The organism is Brevibacterium sanguinis, assembly GCF_039528855.1.
Classification (GTDB): Bacteria; Actinomycetota; Actinomycetes; order Actinomycetales; family Brevibacteriaceae; genus Brevibacterium; species Brevibacterium sanguinis.
Genome location: NZ_BAAAMB010000008.1, coordinates 108415 through 124805 on the forward strand (window position 1 = coordinate 108415; position 16391 = coordinate 124805).

The 16391-nt window shown below is 70.1% G+C and carries 16 protein-coding genes; 13 read left to right on the forward strand and 3 right to left on the reverse strand.

From position 1 onward, the window contains the following. Positions 1–247: 247 nt before the first annotated feature. Together ABD154_RS09555 and coaA are read right to left on the reverse strand one after the other, a co-directional pair. Positions 248–2110: an ABC transporter ATP-binding protein gene (locus ABD154_RS09555; RefSeq protein ID WP_198499397.1), complete on the reverse strand. Its 1863-nt coding sequence runs from the start codon at positions 2108–2110 to the stop codon at positions 248–250. Between the two features lie 169 nt (positions 2111–2279). Beyond that, positions 2280–3317: a type I pantothenate kinase gene (gene coaA, locus ABD154_RS09560; protein WP_137827057.1), complete on the reverse strand. Its 1038-nt coding sequence runs from the start codon at positions 3315–3317 to the stop codon at positions 2280–2282. 15 nt (positions 3318–3332) lie between these two features. Between coaA and ABD154_RS09565 the strand changes: the two genes are divergently transcribed. The 9 genes from ABD154_RS09565 to ABD154_RS09605 all read left to right on the forward strand — a co-directional run bounded on the left by ABD154_RS09565 (position 3333) and on the right by ABD154_RS09605 (position 12298). Continuing rightward, on the forward strand, positions 3333–3548 hold the full coding sequence (locus ABD154_RS09565) for a hypothetical protein (protein ID WP_198499396.1): 216 nt from the start codon (positions 3333–3335) through the stop codon (positions 3546–3548). A gap of 36 nt (positions 3549–3584) precedes the next feature. After that, on the forward strand, positions 3585–5459 hold the full coding sequence (gene glmS / locus ABD154_RS09570; protein WP_198499395.1) for a glutamine--fructose-6-phosphate transaminase (isomerizing): 1875 nt from the start codon (positions 3585–3587) through the stop codon (positions 5457–5459). A gap of 201 nt (positions 5460–5660) precedes the next feature. Next, complete coding sequence (locus ABD154_RS09575; RefSeq protein WP_198499394.1) at positions 5661–6083, forward strand: holo-ACP synthase; 423 nt, start codon at positions 5661–5663, stop codon at positions 6081–6083. A gap of 177 nt (positions 6084–6260) precedes the next feature. Further along, positions 6261–7661, forward strand: coding sequence for a M20 metallopeptidase family protein (locus ABD154_RS09580; RefSeq protein ID WP_232623663.1), 1401 nt, complete (start codon positions 6261–6263; stop codon positions 7659–7661). A 7-nt stretch (positions 7662–7668) separates the two neighbouring features. Beyond that, positions 7669–9189 carry a bifunctional ADP-dependent NAD(P)H-hydrate dehydratase/NAD(P)H-hydrate epimerase gene (locus tag ABD154_RS09585; protein ID WP_198499393.1) on the forward strand — a complete coding sequence of 507 codons (1521 nt, stop codon included), beginning with the start codon at positions 7669–7671 and terminating at the stop codon, positions 9187–9189. Beyond that, complete coding sequence (gene alr, locus ABD154_RS09590) at positions 9186–10424, forward strand: alanine racemase (protein WP_198499392.1); 1239 nt, start codon at positions 9186–9188, stop codon at positions 10422–10424. The genes ABD154_RS09585 and alr overlap by 4 nt, the downstream gene beginning before the upstream one ends. Continuing rightward, a complete protein-coding gene (gene tsaE / locus ABD154_RS09595) occupies positions 10421–11053 on the forward strand; it encodes a tRNA (adenosine(37)-N6)-threonylcarbamoyltransferase complex ATPase subunit type 1 TsaE (RefSeq protein WP_198499391.1) in 633 nt (210 codons plus the stop codon). The genes alr and tsaE overlap by 4 nt, the downstream gene beginning before the upstream one ends. A gap of 12 nt (positions 11054–11065) precedes the next feature. Next, complete coding sequence (gene tsaB / locus ABD154_RS09600; protein WP_198499390.1) at positions 11066–11794, forward strand: tRNA (adenosine(37)-N6)-threonylcarbamoyltransferase complex dimerization subunit type 1 TsaB; 729 nt, start codon at positions 11066–11068, stop codon at positions 11792–11794. A 6-nt stretch (positions 11795–11800) separates the two neighbouring features. Continuing rightward, positions 11801–12298: a GNAT family N-acetyltransferase gene (locus ABD154_RS09605; protein WP_198499389.1), complete on the forward strand. Its 498-nt coding sequence runs from the start codon at positions 11801–11803 to the stop codon at positions 12296–12298. A gap of 43 nt (positions 12299–12341) precedes the next feature. Here the strand turns inward: ABD154_RS09605 and ABD154_RS09610 are convergent, their stop codons facing one another. Beyond that, positions 12342–12986 (reverse strand): biliverdin-producing heme oxygenase, encoded by a 645-nt coding sequence (locus ABD154_RS09610; protein ID WP_198499388.1) that lies wholly within the window; start codon positions 12984–12986, stop codon positions 12342–12344. A 130-nt stretch (positions 12987–13116) separates the two neighbouring features. On the opposite strand from ABD154_RS09610, the gene ABD154_RS09615 reads away from it, so the two are divergent. From ABD154_RS09615 to ABD154_RS09630, 4 genes are read left to right on the forward strand one after another with little or no spacing between them, the layout of a single operon-like run. Next, positions 13117–14064 (forward strand): aldo/keto reductase, encoded by a 948-nt coding sequence (locus ABD154_RS09615; RefSeq protein WP_232623662.1) that lies wholly within the window; start codon positions 13117–13119, stop codon positions 14062–14064. Next, a complete protein-coding gene (locus ABD154_RS09620; RefSeq protein WP_198499387.1) occupies positions 14061–14729 on the forward strand; it encodes an SRPBCC family protein in 669 nt (222 codons plus the stop codon). The genes ABD154_RS09615 and ABD154_RS09620 overlap by 4 nt, the downstream gene beginning before the upstream one ends. Further along, entirely contained in the window at positions 14726–15805 is a 1080-nt protein-coding gene (tsaD, locus tag ABD154_RS09625; RefSeq protein ID WP_198499386.1) for a tRNA (adenosine(37)-N6)-threonylcarbamoyltransferase complex transferase subunit TsaD, read from the forward strand. Before ABD154_RS09620 ends, tsaD begins: the two co-directional genes overlap by 4 nt. Further along, positions 15792–16376 (forward strand): NUDIX domain-containing protein, encoded by a 585-nt coding sequence (locus ABD154_RS09630; RefSeq protein ID WP_198501026.1) that lies wholly within the window; start codon positions 15792–15794, stop codon positions 16374–16376. Before tsaD ends, ABD154_RS09630 begins: the two co-directional genes overlap by 14 nt. Positions 16377–16391 lie beyond the last annotated feature (15 nt).

Here is a 16391-nt window from a genome sequence, read left to right on the forward strand (position 1 = left end):
CTGAGTGCCGCTGCCCGTGCTCTGCTCAATCAACAGTTAACGCGAAAATGTGGTCTCCAAAGGCCACATTTTCGCGCCAACTGTTGACCGAGGGAGTTCGGGCTCGGGGAAGCACTGATATTCACGCGAAATGTTGAGCGACAGCGCGCCGCGCAACCTGCCCGGGCTCCCCGCTCCGCAACTCCGCACTCTTTAACTCGTCCGGGCACCCCTCGCTCTGCTAACCGCTCGGGCCCCTTCCCGGGCCTCAGCTGGCGGAGAACTGCGTCGCGTAGAGCTCCGCGTAGCGGCCGCCGCGGGAGAGCAGTTCGGAGTGCGAGCCGGATTCGACGATGCGACCGTCTTCGACGACGAGGATCGTGTCGGCCTGCCGGATCGTCGAGAGCCGGTGGGCGATGACGAGCGCGGTGCGCCCCGACATCGCCTGCGTCAGCGCCTGCTGGACGGCCGCCTCGTTCGTCGAATCGAGCGCCGAGGTGGCCTCGTCGAGCACGACGATCTCCGGGGCTGCGAGCAGCATCCGCGCGATCGTCAGGCGCTGGCGCTCGCCGCCGGAGAGGCGGTAGCCGCGTTCGCCGACGACGGTGTCGAGGCCGTCGGGCAGGCTCGCGATGACGGTGTGCAGCTGCGCCCGGTCGAGGGCGTCGGCGAGTTCCGCCTCGGTGGCATCGGGCTTCGCGAGGAGCAGGTTCGAGCGGATCGACTCGTGGAAGACGTGACCGTCCTGGGTGACGACGCCGACGGTGCGGCGCAGCGTCTCGGCGGAGAGCTCGCGGACATCGACGCCGCCGATCGTGATCGCCCCCTTCGTCACGTCGTAGAGGCGCGGCAGGAGGGAGGCGATCGTCGACTTGCCGGCCCCCGAGGACCCGACGAGGGCGACGGTGTGCCCGGCCGGGATCGTGAAGTCGAGGTCGTGGAGGACCTCCTGCCCGCCGCGGGAGTCGAGGACGGAGACGTCCTCGAGGCTCGCGAGGCTGACCTGCTGCGCGCTCGGGTACGCGAAGCTGACATCGTCGAAGCGGATGTCGAGGCCGGTCGCCGGCAGCTCCTTGGGCTGGGTCGGCTGCTTGATGAAGGGCACGAGGTCGAGGATCTCGAAGACCCGCTGGAAGCTGACGACCGCGCTCATGATGTCGAGTCGGGCGTTCGCGAGCATCGTCAGCGGCGTGTAGAGCCGGGTGAGCAGGAGCGCGAGGGTGACGACCTGACCGGCGTTGAGATTGCCGAGGACGGCCTGGGCGCCGCCGATGCCGTAGACGAGAGCGAGGGCGAGGGCGGAGACGAGGGTGAGCGAGGAGACGAACGTCGACTGGAGCATCGCGACCTTGACGCCGATGTCGCGGACCTGACCGGCGCGATCGGCGAACTCTCGGTTCTCCGTGGCCGGATTGCCGAAGAGCTTGATGAGGGTGGCGCCGCCCGCGGAGAACCGCTCGGTCATCCGCGTCGACATGTCCGCGCTGTTCTCCGCGGCCTGGAACTGCAGGGACGCGAGCTTCCCGCTGAGCAGCCTGGTGGGAATGATGAAGAGCGGGAGCAGGAGGATCGACAGGGCGGTGACCTGCCAGGAGATCGTCACCATCACGCCGACGGTGAGGATGAGCGAGACGATGTTCGACACGATCCCCGACAGGGTGTTCGAGAACGCCCGCTGCGCACCGATGACATCGGTGTTGAGGCGGGAGACGAGTGCGCCGGTGCGGGTGCGGTTGAAGAACGCGATCGGCATCGACTGCACGTGTTCGTAGACGGCCGTGCGCAGGTCGAAGATGAGGCCCTCGCCGATCTGCGAGGACAGGTAGCGGTTGGAGATGCTGATCGCGGCATCGGCGATCGCCAGGGCCCCGATGGCCACGGCGATCCACACGACCGTGGCGACGGGGCCGCCCCCGGTGATCGCATTGACGACGTCACCGGCGAGGACGGGGTTGAGCACGCCGATGATCGCCGATCCGACGGAGAGGGTGAGGAAGACGGCGAGCTTCTTCTTGTGCCGCTTGGCGAAGCCGACGATCCGCCGGTAGGTGCCCGGCTGGATCTTCGTGTCCGGGGTGCGCTTGTTCTTCACCGAGGTGTACATCAGTCGGTGGGCTGACTGCATGCTCATCGTGGCCTCATTTCCTCTTCTCGCCCCTCGGCGTCGCGTGCTCGTGATCGCGCAGCGGCCCGGGCGAAGGCGCATCGCCTCCTCGGAGATCTCAAACTGTGCACCCTGTGCAACTATTTGCGCGGCGATTCTATTTCCGAGAATCGCAGGAGATGCCCCGCCGAGGCGGTCAGAGCTTGCGCAGCTGCACCTTGCGGATCGTGTGGTCGGCGGACTTGTGGAGGACGAGGTCGGCGCGGCCGCGGCTGGGCAGGACGTTCTCCCGGAGGTTGGGGAAGTTGATCGAGTCCCAGATCTCCGTCGCCAGCGTCACCGCCTCGTCGTCGCTGAGCTTCGAGTACCGGTGGAAGTAGGAGTCGGGGTCCTGGAACGCGCCGTGCTTGAGCTTGAGGAAGCGGGAGACGTACCACTCGCGGATGTCGCGGGAACGAGCATCGACGTAGACGGTGAAGTCGAAGTAGTCGCTCGTCGACAGGCCCACGGTGCCATCGGGGCGGGGCCGGGCCGGCTGGAGGACGTTGAGGCCCTCGACGATGAGGACATCGGGGGAGCGGACGACCACCTCGGCGCCGGGAACGATGTCGTACGTGTGATGGGAGTACACGGGCGCGCGGACCTCGGGGGCACCGGACTTCACGGCCGAGAGGAACCGGAGGAGCCTGCGGCGATCGTACGACTCGGGGAAGCCCTTGCGTCCGCCCAGGTGACGGCGTTCGAGCTCGGCGTTGGGGTAGAGGAAGCCGTCGGTGGTGATGAGCTCGACGCGCGGGGTGTCGGGCCACCGGGCGAGGAGCTCGCGGAGCACGCGCGCCGTCGTCGACTTGCCGACCGCGACCGACCCGGCGACGCCGATGACGAACGGGGTGCGCTTGGCGTCCTGCGGTTCGAGCCCGAGCTCGTGGAGGGGGGAGAAGAACTCCCGCGTCATCTGGTGCTTGCCCTGCCGGGCGGAGACGTAGAGGTTGAGCAGGCGGGAGAGCGGCAGGTAGACCTGAGCCACCTCGTCGAGGTCGATGCGGTCGCCGAGGCCGCGCAGCCGCTCGATGTCGCGCTGGGTCAGCGGCAGCGGCGTCGACTGCGCGAGCTTCCCCCACACCTCGCGGTCGAACTCCCAGAACGGCGAGCTCGGCTGGTCCTCGATCTTCTTCGCGGTGTTGAGTCCGGCGAGGCGGCGCGCACGGTCCAGCTGGGGGTCGACATGAGGCATGGGGACAATTGTGTCATGCGTCATGTGAGGTGCCGTGCGCACCCGGTCATCGGCAGCGTCCTCGCCGAGGCGGGGGAGGCGGTCGTCACGGCCGTGCGGTCGGGCGGTCGCCTCGGTGGGATGCCCCCGTTCACACCCGCGTCGTGCCCCTGGTCACGCCCCCGCAGTGCCCCCGGTCACGGCCGCGCAGTGGGGCCGGTCACCTCGGCGGGAGAGCGGGGGACCCGGTGAGCGGTGGGCTTGACGCGGCCCAGTAAAATTCTGCTCATGTGTGGAATCGTAGGTTATGTCTCCAGTGCGCCGGTCGCCGATGTCGACCATACTGCGCTCGACGTTGTGCTCGCCGGTCTCAAACGGCTCGAATACCGAGGATATGACTCCGCTGGAGTCGCCCTCGTCACCCCCGATGGCGAACTCGCCACGGCGAAGAAGGCAGGCAAGCTCTCCAACCTGACCGATGACCTCGAGGCGAACGAGCTGCCGCTCGCGCAGACGGGCATCGGACACACCCGGTGGGCGACCCACGGCGGACCGACCGACGTCAATGCCCACCCCCATGTCGCCGACGGAGGGCGCCTCGCGCTCATCCACAACGGCATCATCGAGAACTTCGCGCAGCTCAAGGCTCCGCTCGTCGCCGAGGGCTTCGAGTTCACCTCGGAGACCGACACCGAGGTGGCCGCCGCGCAACTCGCGAAGAACTACCGCGCCACCGGCGACCTCACCGCCGCGATGCGCGAGACCGCGCAGCAGCTCGAGGGCGCGTTCACCCTGCTCGCCGTCCACGCCGACCTGCCCGGCACCGTCGTCGCCGCGCGCCGCAACTCGCCGCTGGTCATCGGCCTCGGCGAGGGGGAGAACTTCCTCGGCTCCGACGTCGCCGCATTCATCGACTACACGCGCACAGCCGTGGAGATCGGCCAGGACGAGGTCGTGACGATCACGCCCGACTCGGTCGTCATCACCGACCTCGCCGGCAAGGTCGTGCCCGGTGAGCAGTTCGAGGTCGACTGGGACACCGCCTCGGCGGAGAAGGGCGGATTCTCCTCCTTCATGGACAAGGAGATCCACGATCAGCCGCAGGCCGTCGGCGACACCCTGCTCGGGCGCTTCGACACCGACGGCAAGCTCTCCCTCGACGAGATGAACATCGACGAGGCCGTGCTCAAGACGATCGACAAAATCGTCGTCGTCGCGTGCGGCACCGCCGCCTACGCCGGTCAGGTCGCGAAGTACGCGATCGAGCACTGGTGCCGGATCCCCGTCGAGGTCGAACTCGCCCACGAGTTCCGCTACCGGGATCCCGTCGTCAACGAGAAGACGCTCATCGTCGCGATCTCCCAGTCGGGCGAGACGATGGACACGATCATGGCCGTCCGCCACGCCCGCCAGCAGGGCGCGAAGGTCATCGCGATCTGCAACACCTTCGGCTCGACGATCCCGCGCGAATCCGACGCCGTGCTCTACACGCACGCCGGACCGGAGATCGCCGTGGCCTCGACGAAGGCGTTCCTCTCGCAGGTCGTCGCCTGCTACCTGCTCGGCCTCTACCTCGCGCAGCTGCGCGGGAACAAGTTCCGCGACGAGATCTCGCTCATCCTCAAGGAGCTGCAGACGATCCCGGAGAAGATCCAGCGGATCCTCGACGAGGGCAAGGACCAGGTCCTCGAGCTCGCGCGGCGCAACGAGGACGTCGGCTCGGTGCTCTTCCTCGGCCGCCACGTCGGCTACCCGGTCGCGATGGAGGGCGCGCTCAAGCTCAAGGAGCTCGCCTACATCCACGCCGAGGGCTTCGCCGCCGGTGAGCTCAAGCACGGCCCGATCGCGCTCATCGACGACGGCCAGCTCGTCATCATCGTCGTGCCGTCGAAGCGCGGCCGCGACTCGCTCCACGCGAAGGTGATCTCGAACATCCAGGAGGTCCGCGCCCGCGGTGCGAACACCGTGGTCATCGCCGAGGAGGGTGACGAGGAGGTGCGCGAGTTCGCGTCCGAGGTCATCTACGTCCCCGAGACGACGACGCTCATGGCGCCGCTGCTGACCACCGTGCCGCTGCAGATCTTCGCGATGGAGCTCGCGACGGCGAAGGGACTCGACGTCGACCAGCCCCGCAACCTCGCGAAGTCCGTCACCGTCGAATGACGCATCCTCGAGCCCGGGCCGCGCATGATGCGGCCCGGGCTCGAGTCGCACACTGACCGGGCGCACGCTGATCAGTCGCACGGCACGCATTCGTGCAGGACGGCCCGCATCCGGGCCGCACTGGAGAACATCCGCACTGGAGAACGTCGGACCGGAGAACGTCGGATCGAAGAACTGTCACTCTGGAGAACAGGGGAGGCCATGGCCATTCTGGGAATCGGCACCGACATCGCCGATGTGCCGCGCTTCGCCGAGCACATCGAACGCGTGCCGGAACTCCTCGACCGCCTCCTCACCCCTGCCGAACAGCTCAAGCGCAACGGGAAGCGCCGCACGGACGCATCCCTGGCGGCGCGGTTCTCCGCGAAGGAGGCGCTGAAGAAGGCGATCGGGTTCCCCGGCTGGCTGCCATGGCAGTCCGCCGAGGTGGTTCCCGCCCGCTCCGGTGCCCCCTCGTTCCGCCTGCGCGGGCTCGTCCTCGAGCACTTCCGCCTCATCGGCGGCACGAACCTCCACCTCTCGATCACCCACGACGCGAACGTGACGATGACCTTCGTCATCGCCGAGGGTGAGGGGCCGTCGCTTAGCCCCGGCGTCGAGTGGGACGCGAAGCACTTCGGCTAGACGCTCGGCCCGGCGCCCGCAGTCGCCGGCGCCCGCGCCCCGGGACCCTGCGCCCCGGCGTCCGGCCGGTGCCACCGAATCGAGGTCGCAAAGTGTCGATCTCCGACTCGCACATCGACACTCTGCGTCCTTGAAATCGGTCCCGGAGCTCGCCGCGGGGAGGAATAGACTCATCCCATGACCTCCGCCGCCGACTCCCGCGACCCCGAATCCCCTGCGTCCGCCACCGAAGCCGCGTCCGCCGACTCCTCCGCCGCGTCCACCCCCGCGGCGGCCTTCCCGGACACCCCCGCGTCCACCACCTCGGCGGCCTTCCCGAACACCTCGGCGGAGCCCCTCTCGGACACAGCCGCAGCCGGCCTCCCCACCCCCGCCGACGCCGCGGCCATCGCCGGCGACCTCGTCGCCCTGCGCCGGGCCCTCCACGCGAATCCGGAGGTCGGCCTCGACCTGCCCGCGACGCAGGCCCTCGTCAGGGACGCCATCGCCGATCTCGACGTCGAGCTCACCGCGGGCCACGCGCTGTCCTCCTTCGTCGCCGTCCTCCGCGGCGGCAAGCGCACCGCGGACTCGACCGGCGTCGTGCCCGCGGTCCTCCTCCGCGGTGACATGGACGCCCTCCCCATCACCGAGGCGACCGGCTTCGACTTCGCCGCGACGAACGGGAACATGCACGCGTGCGGCCACGACCTCCACACCGCCGGACTCGTCGGGGCGCTGCGCCTCCTCCACGACACGCGCGCCGAGCTGCCCGGCGACGTCGTCGTCATGTTCCAACCCGGCGAAGAGGGCTACGACGGTGCCGGGCGGATGCTCGACGAAGGCGTCCTCGACGCGGCCGGACCGCGGGTCAGAGCCGCCTACGGCATCCACGTCTCCGCTGATCAGGACCTCGGCGTCGGCTCCTCCCGGCGAGGGTCGTACATGGCCGCGTTCGCGAAGATGACGATCACCGTCCGCGGATTGGGCACGCACGCCTCCCGCCCGGCCAGCGGCCGCGATCCCATCGAAGTCGGGGCGATGCTCGTCGGCCAGCTCCAGGAGTACGTCACCCGCCGCTTCGACATCTTCGACCCCATAGTCGTCACCGTCGGCCAGTTCAACGGCGGCACCGCCCCCAACGTCATCCCCGACTACGCCACCCTCGTCGTCAGCGTGCGCACGTTCTCCGACGAGGTGACGACCCGCGCCGAGGCGGAGCTGCCCCACCTCGTCACCACGCTCGTCGCTGCGCACGGGCTCGAAGCCGACGTCGACTACGAGCGGATCCTCCCGCCGACGATCAACGACGACGCCGAGGCGGACTTCTTCCTCGCGACCTTCGCCGACCTCTTCGGCGCCGACCGTACCGTCACCAGGGCGAACCCGCTGCCGGGGTCCGAGGACTTCTCCCGTGTGCTCGCCGAGGTGCCCGGCGCCTACGGGCACTTCGGCGTCGCCCTGCCCACCCTGCCCGTCGCCGAGCGCGAAGCCAACCACTCACCGCGTGCCCGGCACAGCGACGAGGGCCTGGCCGACCAGGCGCTCTTCCTCGCCCACCTCGCCGGGCGGAAGCTCAAGCAGCTGGCGGGGGAGTGAGTCGACGATGAGCACGTTCGCGTATCCGAGTCAGGTGATCAGGGACGCCGAGGTGCCCCTCCTCGAGGCAGGCGTCCCGCTCATGGCGCGGGCCGCCGGTGCTCTCGCTCGGTATGCCGCGCAGACCCTGCGCTCGACGCGCGGACAGATCGCCGGATCGCGGGTGTGCGTGCTCGCCGGCCCCGGCAACAACGCCGGCGACGCGCTCTTCGCCGCCGCCTCCCTGGCCCGCCGCGGTGCCCTCGTCGATGTCATCACCCTCTTCGACCGCACCCATGCCGAGGGACTGACCGCCGCACAGCGTGCGGGAGCAGCTGTCCTCGCCGCCGGTGAGACCGCCCACGCGGAGGCGCTCACGGCACTCGATCGCGCCGACCTCGTCCTCGACGGCATCCTCGGCACGGGCGGCCGCCGCGGACTGCCGGACTCCGTCACCGCGCTCATCCGCAACTGGCGGGCCGGCGACCCGACCGGCTCGGTCATCGCCGTCGACGTCCCCTCCGACCTCGACACCTCTGCCGACTCCGCGCCCGATTCCCGCATCCACGCCGATGCCACGCTGACGTTCGGCGGTCTCAAGGCCGATCTCGTCGACCCCCGGGCCGCCGCCTTCACCGGGGCCGTCGATGTCGTCGACATCGGGCTCGATCTCGACCCCGCCGAGGCGGTCGCCGAGGTCCTCGACATCGGCGACCTCATCGCCGAGTTCCCCCGCCCCGTCGCCGCCGATCACAAGTACTCCCGTGGGGTCCTCGGCGTCGTCGCGGGGTCCGCGATGTACCCGGGCGCGGGCGTGCTCACCTCGGGTGCGGCGGTGAACACGGCGGCCGGTATGGTCCGCTACCTCGGCGACGGCGAGGTCGGGGATCGGATCCTCGACCGGCACGCCGAGGTGGTCCTCGCCGCCGGTCGCATCGATGCCCTCGTCGTCGGGTCGGGGGATCCCGAGCAGGGGTTCGTCGAGGCCGCGCTCGGCGCGATCGCCGAGACGACGGTGCCGCTCGTCCTCGACGCCGGAGCCCTCGACCTCGTCGGACACGACGAGCCCGATGCGAACCGACCGGTCGTCCTCACGCCGCACGCCGGTGAGCTCTCCCGCCTCCTCAGCCGCCTCCTCGGCGAGATCATCACCTCCCGACGGGTCGCGGCGGACCCCCTGCACTGGGCGCGGAAGGCCGCAGCGGTGACCGGGCACGTCGTCCTCCTCAAAGGCGCGCAGACGGTCATCGCGTGTCCCGACGGCTTCGCGGTGCTCCCGTCGCCGGGGCCGGCGAGCCTCGCGACGGCCGGGTCCGGCGACGTCCTCACCGGCATCATCGGCACCCTGCTCGCCGCGGCGCAGGCCGAGCGGCGTACCCGTGGCGAGGACGGACCGATGCCTGCGCGCGCCGCCGCGCACACGGCCGGCCTCGGCGTGCTGCTCCACAATGCGGCCGGGGAGCTGTCGATCAACGCCGAACAGCTCGTCACCGCGACCGGCACGGTGACGACCGCCCTCGTCCACGGGGACGGTATCCTTGTCCAGTGACTTCTCGCGAATCCCAGGGCTCTGTCGTCAGAGCTGAGATCGATGCGGCCGCCCTGCGCGCCAATGCCGCCGTCCTCGCTGCGGGAATCGCGCCGGCCAGACTCAAATGCGTCGTCAAGGCCAATGCGTATGGGCACGGCGTCGACATCGTCGCGACCGCCCTCCACGCCGCCGGACACCGGGAGTTCTGCGTCGCCACCCTCGACGAGGCGCTGCATCTGCGCGACCTCCTCGGTCCCGATGCGGACATCATGGCCTGGCTCTACGGTCCCGAGTCCGACCTCGACGCCCCGCTGCACGCCGACATCGCCCTCGGTGTGTCCACGCTCGGGGCCCTCGACCGGATCCTCGAGGCGACCGAGCGGACGGGCACGACCGCGCGGATCCACCTCAAGATCGACAGCGGGCTCGGACGCAACGGGCTGACGCCCGACGATGTCGCCGCCGTGCTCGCGAAGCTCAGGGACTGCGCCGCCGCGGACCGCCCCCGCCTCGTCGTCGCCGGGGTCATGAGCCACTTCGCCGTCGCCGACGAACCCGACCGCCCCGAAACCGCGCAGCAGCAGCAGGTCTTCGACGCCGTGCGCGACGACCTCGTCGCCGTCCTCGACGCCGCCGGCGGTCGCCTCGGCGAAGTCGACGATCTCGACATCCACATCGCGAACTCTCCGGCCGCGCTCACCCTCCGGCCCGTGCCCGGCACCGCGGCCCGGGTCGGGCTCGCCCTCTACGGGCTCTCCCCGCTCGAGGACCGGTCGGCTCGGGATCTCGGGCTCACCCCGGTCATGCGCCTCGTCTCGGAGGTCGTCAACGTCAAAGACATCCCCGCAGGTCACGGGGCCTCCTACGGGCTGACCTACACCGCGGAGACCGACACGCGGTTCGCTCTCGTCCCCGGCGGGTACGGCGACGGTCTGCCGCGGTCGGCGTCGAACCGCGCCGCGGTGACGATCCGCGGGCAGCGCTTCCCCGTCATCGGGCGCATCGCCATGGACCAGTTCATCGTCGACGTCGGCGACGCCGAGGTGGCTGTCGGCGACGAGGTCGTCATCTTCGGCCCCGACGGCCCGAGCGCCGACGAGTGGGGTGCGTGGGCGGACACGATCAACTACGAGATCGTCACGCGCATCAGCGCCCGCGTCGACCGCCTCGGCGTCGACGTCACCCGAGCCGATGTCGACGTCGACGGCAGCGGCGTCGACATCGTCGCCGGCGGGCGTGAGGGGGCGGCATGAGGATCCGCGTCACCTCCCTGGAGCGGATGCGCGCCCTCGCCGAGGCGGTCGCCGGGCAGCTGCGCGCCGGTGACCTGCTCATCCTCACCGGCGATCTCGGGGCGGGGAAGACGACGTTCACGCAGTCCCTCGGCGCCGGCCTCGGAGTCGCGGGGCGGATCACCTCGCCGACGTTCGTCATCGCGCGCGAGCACCCGTCGACCCACGGCGGGCCCGCGCTCGTCCACGTCGATGCCTACCGCCTCGGTGCCGCCGAGGAGCTCTCCGACCTCGACCTCGACTCGGAGCTCGAGGAGTCGGTGACCGTCGTCGAGTGGGGCGAGGGACTGGCCGAGCAGCTGAGCGCCGACTATCTCGATCTCACGATCACCCATCCCGGCACCGCCGATGCGGACGACCCTGATTCGTTGGACGCCGGGGCGGGCAGCGCTGACTCAGGCAGCGCCGAGGCGACCGGCGACTTCGACCTCGACGATCCCGCCGATGACGACTACCTCGTCGATGAGAACCGCACCGTCGACGTCGTCGGCCACGGGCCCGGATGGGAGCGCCGCCTCGGTGGCCTCGCCACGGCGATCCGCACCGCCGGATTCGACGTCGCCGATGCTCCCGGGGACGACGGGTCGTAAGGAGGACCACGCATGATCATTCTCGGAATCGACACCTCACAGGCCGCCTCGGTGGCGCTCGTCGACACCGACTCGGGGGAGGTGCTCGCGGCGGAACAGGCCGATGACCAGCGCCGACACGTCGAGTTCATCGGACCGGCGCTCGAGCGCGTGCTCGCCCATCCCGCGGTGCCCGACCTCGTCGTCACCGGCACCGGGCCGGGGCCGTTCACCGGTCTGCGGGTCGGCATCGCCGCGGGCATCGCCGTCGGTCTCGCGCGCGGCATCCCCGTTCACGGCCTCCATTCGCAGGCGGCGATCGCCGAGGAGTTCCGCCGGCTGCTCGTGCCTCCCGATGCTGGTGACACCGGCACGTCGGGCTTCATCGGCGGTGACTCGGGACTCGTCCTCATCGCCGGGGACGCGCGCCGCAAGGAGGTCTACGCGAGCGTGTACTCGCCCGCCGCCGAACTCGTCGCCGGTCCCCTCGTCGCGAAACCCGCCGACCTCGCCGCGGAGTTGACCGCCCTCGGCGTCGACGACGCGGCGGTCGGCGAGCGTCTCGGGCGCGGCTTCGCCCTCTACTCCGACCTCCTCGGCGCCTCGACCCGATCCGACATCGTCGACCCGCGGGCCGAGTTCCTCGCCTTCGCCGCCGCCCGTGAGCTCGCGGCGGGCCGGGAGCTCGGCGAACCGGTCCCCGAATACCTCCGCGAGCCCGATGCCGCTGCGACGCCCGTGCGCCAGAGCACGCTCAAGTAGCCGTCGATGCTCCCCGTGCAGATCGCCGACCTTCCCTGGTGGGACCTCGCCGAGGTGGCCGAGGCCGATGCGCGCATCTTCGGCCCCACCGCCTGGACCGTCCAGTACTACTGGGCGGTGCGGGCCCAACAGGGCACGGCGATGTTCGCCGCGCGTCTCCCGGAGGTCGGGGAGGACGAGACGGTGACCGGTGGGCCTCCCGATCATGCGTCTTCTGGAGAGCTCGCGGGCTGGGTGGTCATGTCGGCGATCGGCGCGGAAGCCGATGTCATGACGATCGCGACTACCGAGGCGGCCCGCGGACGCGGGGTCGGTCGCAGTCTCCTCGCCGCTGGGCTCGACTGGGCGGCCCGTCAGGGTGCCGAGGTCGTCCACCTCGAGGTCGCCGACGGCAATGACGCGGCGCTCGGTCTCTATCGGTCGCTCGGCTTCGAGGAATGGGGCAGGCGCCCCGACTACTATCCGGGCGCCGACGCGATCCTCATGCGCCGTAGCCTGCGCTAGCGACGTCGCCTCGAGCGAATGAGCCCGCGGCCTGACGCGGGTCTTACGCGACCGGCGCGGACCGGTCGGTGAGCTCGGAGAGCAGCGCCCCGTTGAGGTCGAAGGCCCGCAGCGTCTCGGCGATGACGGCCTCTTCGTCGCCGTCGGTCGCCGCGACCTCGTCGAGACGACCGCGATAGGCGTCCTTGTACGGTTTTCCCTTGCCCAGTGCGGTGAAGTCCCACATCGTCAGCGCCTCCTCGGGAAGGCCGTAATGCCTGCCCATGAGGGTGCCGATCGCCTGTCCGCCGGAGAGATCGCCGAGGTAGCGGGTGTAATGGTGCGCGATCATCTGCTCGGGGGTGCCGAGGGCGGCGAGATGATCGGCATAGGCCCGGGCACTCGTCGTCACCGCGATCCCGGAGACGTCGATGCCGTCGACGCGATCGAGGGCGGCGAGGTCGGCGCTGATCCGCGCGGAGCGCTCGAGCCGGGGGTCGTGGAACGGGGCGAACACCGGATCGGCGGCGAAGTCACGGGCCCGTGCCTCGAGGGCTGCGTAGATGACCTCGTACTGCGTGAGCAGCGTCGCGTATGCGACCGCATCGAGCCGGCCCTCCATGAGCTCGACCATGAAGTCCGTGTGCTCGACCTCGTCGTGGATCGTCGCCGTGCTGCCCTTGAGACGAGCGGAGAACGGGTCGGTCATGGCTGCTCCTCTGATGTCGCCGGGTGGACAGAGTCTATCGCGGCAGGCTCCGTGAGCGCTGGGTTCGCACCGCCTCCATCCTCAACCCGACCTGAGGACGGAGGACCGCCTCGGCGAGTAGGGTGGAGGCATGACACGAGTGCAACTGGCAGACACGAATCTCATGGTTCACCCCCTGCAGCTGGGCGGCAATCCGTTCGGGTGGGGCGCTGATCGGGACGAGAGCTTCGCCGTCCTCGATGCCTACGCCGAGGCGGGAGGCAATTTCATCGACACCGCCGATGCCTACTCGGTCTGGGTCGAGGGCAACTCGGGTGGGGAGTCGGAGACGATCATCGGCGAATGGATGGCCGCCCGCGGCAACCGCGACGAGATGGTCATCGCGACGAAGGTCGGCATGCTCCCGAAGCAGAAGGGGCTCGACCCGGTCAACATCCGTGAGGCCCTCGATGCCTCACTGCGTCGGCTCGGCACGGACCGCGTCGACCTCTACTACGCGCACATCGATGACGAGAAGGTCGACCAGGTCGCCGTCGCGGAGACGTTCGACGCGCTCGTCCGCTCGGGCAAGGTCAGCTACCTCGGCGCCTCGAACTTCTCCCTCGACCGGCTGAAGTCGGCGATGAAGATCAGCGAGAAGTACTCGCTCGCGCACTACCGGGTCGTCCAGGACAAGTTCAACCTCGTCTCCCGGGCCGCCGTCGATGCCGACAAGCAGGAGTACCTCCGCAGCCGCGGCATCGCCGAACTGCCCTACCACTCGCTGGCCTCGGGCTTCCTCACCGGCAAGCACACCGGCGGAGACGCCACCGGCAGCGTCCGCGGTGAACGGGTCGGAGACCTCCTCGATGACCAGAACGCCCTCCGCGCCCTCGAAGTCCTCCACGATGTCGCCGCCTCCCACGATGCGTCGATGACCGCGACCGCGATCGCCTGGCAGCTCAGCCATGACTTCATTCCCTCGACGATCGCCTCGGCGCGGGTGCCCGAGCAGCTCACCGAGCTCCTCGCCGGCACCGAGCTCACCCTCACCGATGCCGAGATCGCGCAGCTCGACGACGCGTGGGCCGACGCATGATCGCGCCCGATCCGCGCCTTGTGACCTGGGAGAACGGCACCGACCTCGTCATCGAGCTGCCGCTGACGGTGACGCCGGCGGCGGCGTGGGCACGCCTGACCGACGGGGAGCGCGCCGGTGACTGGTTCGCTCCCTTCACCGTCGACGGCGACTCCGTGTCCTTCGACCTCGGCGTCTCCGAACTCGGGCAGACCGAACTCGTCGGGGAGATCCTCAGCTGCGAGGACGAGGAGCACGTCCTCGTCGAGTTCGTCGAATTCGGCGTCCTCGGCATCCAGCTGCTGCCCGTCGCGGTCGATGCCGCCGCCGCGTCTGCTGACCCGTCGCTGGGTCCGGAGGCGGCGACCGTGGCTGCCGCGGATGAGACCGACGGCACCGTCCTCGTGTTCACCCAGTCGGCCACCGACGCCGAGGCGGCCCGCCAGAAGGCCGCCGACTTCGGTCCGATGTGGGACACGCACCTGCGGATGTTCGCCCGCAGCCTCGGCGTCGAGGCGCCTGAGGCCGACGACGACGACCTGCTGCGCACGTACGCCGACCTCGAACTCGAGGTCGATGACGCCGCTGAGGACGACCTCGGCGATCCGGATCTCGACGATCTCGGGACCGCTGAACCGGAGGACGCCCGCGTCGGCGAGCCGCACCGCGGTACGGAGAGCCGATGAGCGACCCCCTCGTCCTCGGCATCGAATCCTCGTGCGACGAGACCGGGGTCGGCATCGTGCGCGGGCGCACGCTGCTGACGAACACGGTGTCGTCGTCGATGGACGACCATATCCGGTTCGGCGGAGTCGTCCCCGAGGTCGCCTCCCGCGCCCACGTCCAGGCGATCGGTCCCGCGATCGTCGCCGCGTGCGATGAGGCCGGGGTCGCCCTCGGCGATCTCGACGCGATCGCGGTGACCGCAGGACCCGGACTGTCCGGGGCGCTCATGGTCGGCGTGGGCGCCGCGAAGGGACTGGCCACGGCGCTTGGGCTGCCGCTCTACGGCGTCAACCATCTCGCCGCCCACGTCGCCGTCGACCTCGTCGCCGACGACATCGACGGTCTGCGGACGCCGACGATCGCCCTGCTCGTCTCGGGCGGGCACACGGAGATCCTCCGCATCGGCGACATCGTCGACGACATCGAGCTCCTCGGGGCGACGATCGACGATGCCGCCGGTGAGGCGTTCGACAAGACTGCTCGGCTGCTCGGGCTGAGCTACCCCGGGGGCCCGAACATCTCGAAGGCCGCGCTCGGCCTCCTCGACGGCACGGGTGTGCCCGGTGACCGCACGGCGGTGCGGTTCCCGCGCGGGCTTGCGAAGAAGGACGATCTGCGCGATCCCGAGCGTCGGTTCAACTTCTCCTTCTCCGGGCTCAAGACTGCGGCCCTGCGTGAGGTGACGAAGGCTGAGGCACTCGGCAGCGACCTGAGGGTGGCCGACATCGCCGCCGGGTTCGAAGACGCCGTCGTCGACGTCCTCGTGACGAAGACCCTACTCGCCGCCTCTGACACGGGCATCGACCACGTCGTCCTCGGGGGCGGGGTGGCGGCGAACGCGCACCTGCGCGAGGTGCTGGCCGCCCGCTGCGCCGAGGCGGGTGTGACACTGAGGGTGCCTCCGCTCAGCCTCTGCACCGACAACGGGGCGATGGTCGCCGCACTCGGTGCGGAACTCGTCTCCCGCGGTGCCGCCCCGAGCGATCTCGGCTTGGCCGCGGTCTCGTCGTTGGATGTCGATGATGTCCTCGTCTGACGGAGCCCGACGCTCTGACGAGGCCCCGGAAGACGCGACCGCGAACCACTCCGGTGAGGCCTCCTCGCCCGCCCGGTCAGAGCGCCTGCCCGACTCCCTGCCGCCTCGGCGCTCGGGTGACGGGTGGACCGTCGGCTCCGACGGAGAGAAGCACTGGGGTCTCAACGGCGCGGCCGGACTCATGCTCATCGACCCCGATCGCGGAGTGCTCATGCAGCACCGGGCGCTGTGGTCGGTGGCCGGCGGCACGTGGGGATTCCCCGGCGGGGCCCGCGACATGGGGGAGTCGGCGATCGATGCCGCGATCCGCGAATCCCACGAGGAGGCGGGTGTGCCCGATCCCGAGGGCAACGACTTCACGATCGTCGACTGCCATGTCCTCAACCTCGGCACATGGTCGTACACGACGGTCATCGCGAAGACCCTGCGGCACCTCGAGCCGGTGATCAACGATCCTGAGAGCATCGAGCTGCGCTGGGTGCCGCTCGACGAACTCCGCGACCTCGATCTCCACCCGGGGGTGGAGGCGAGCCTGCCGGAACTCGAAGAGCTCCTCGCCCCGCACCTCTAGGCAGCCCGCACCTCT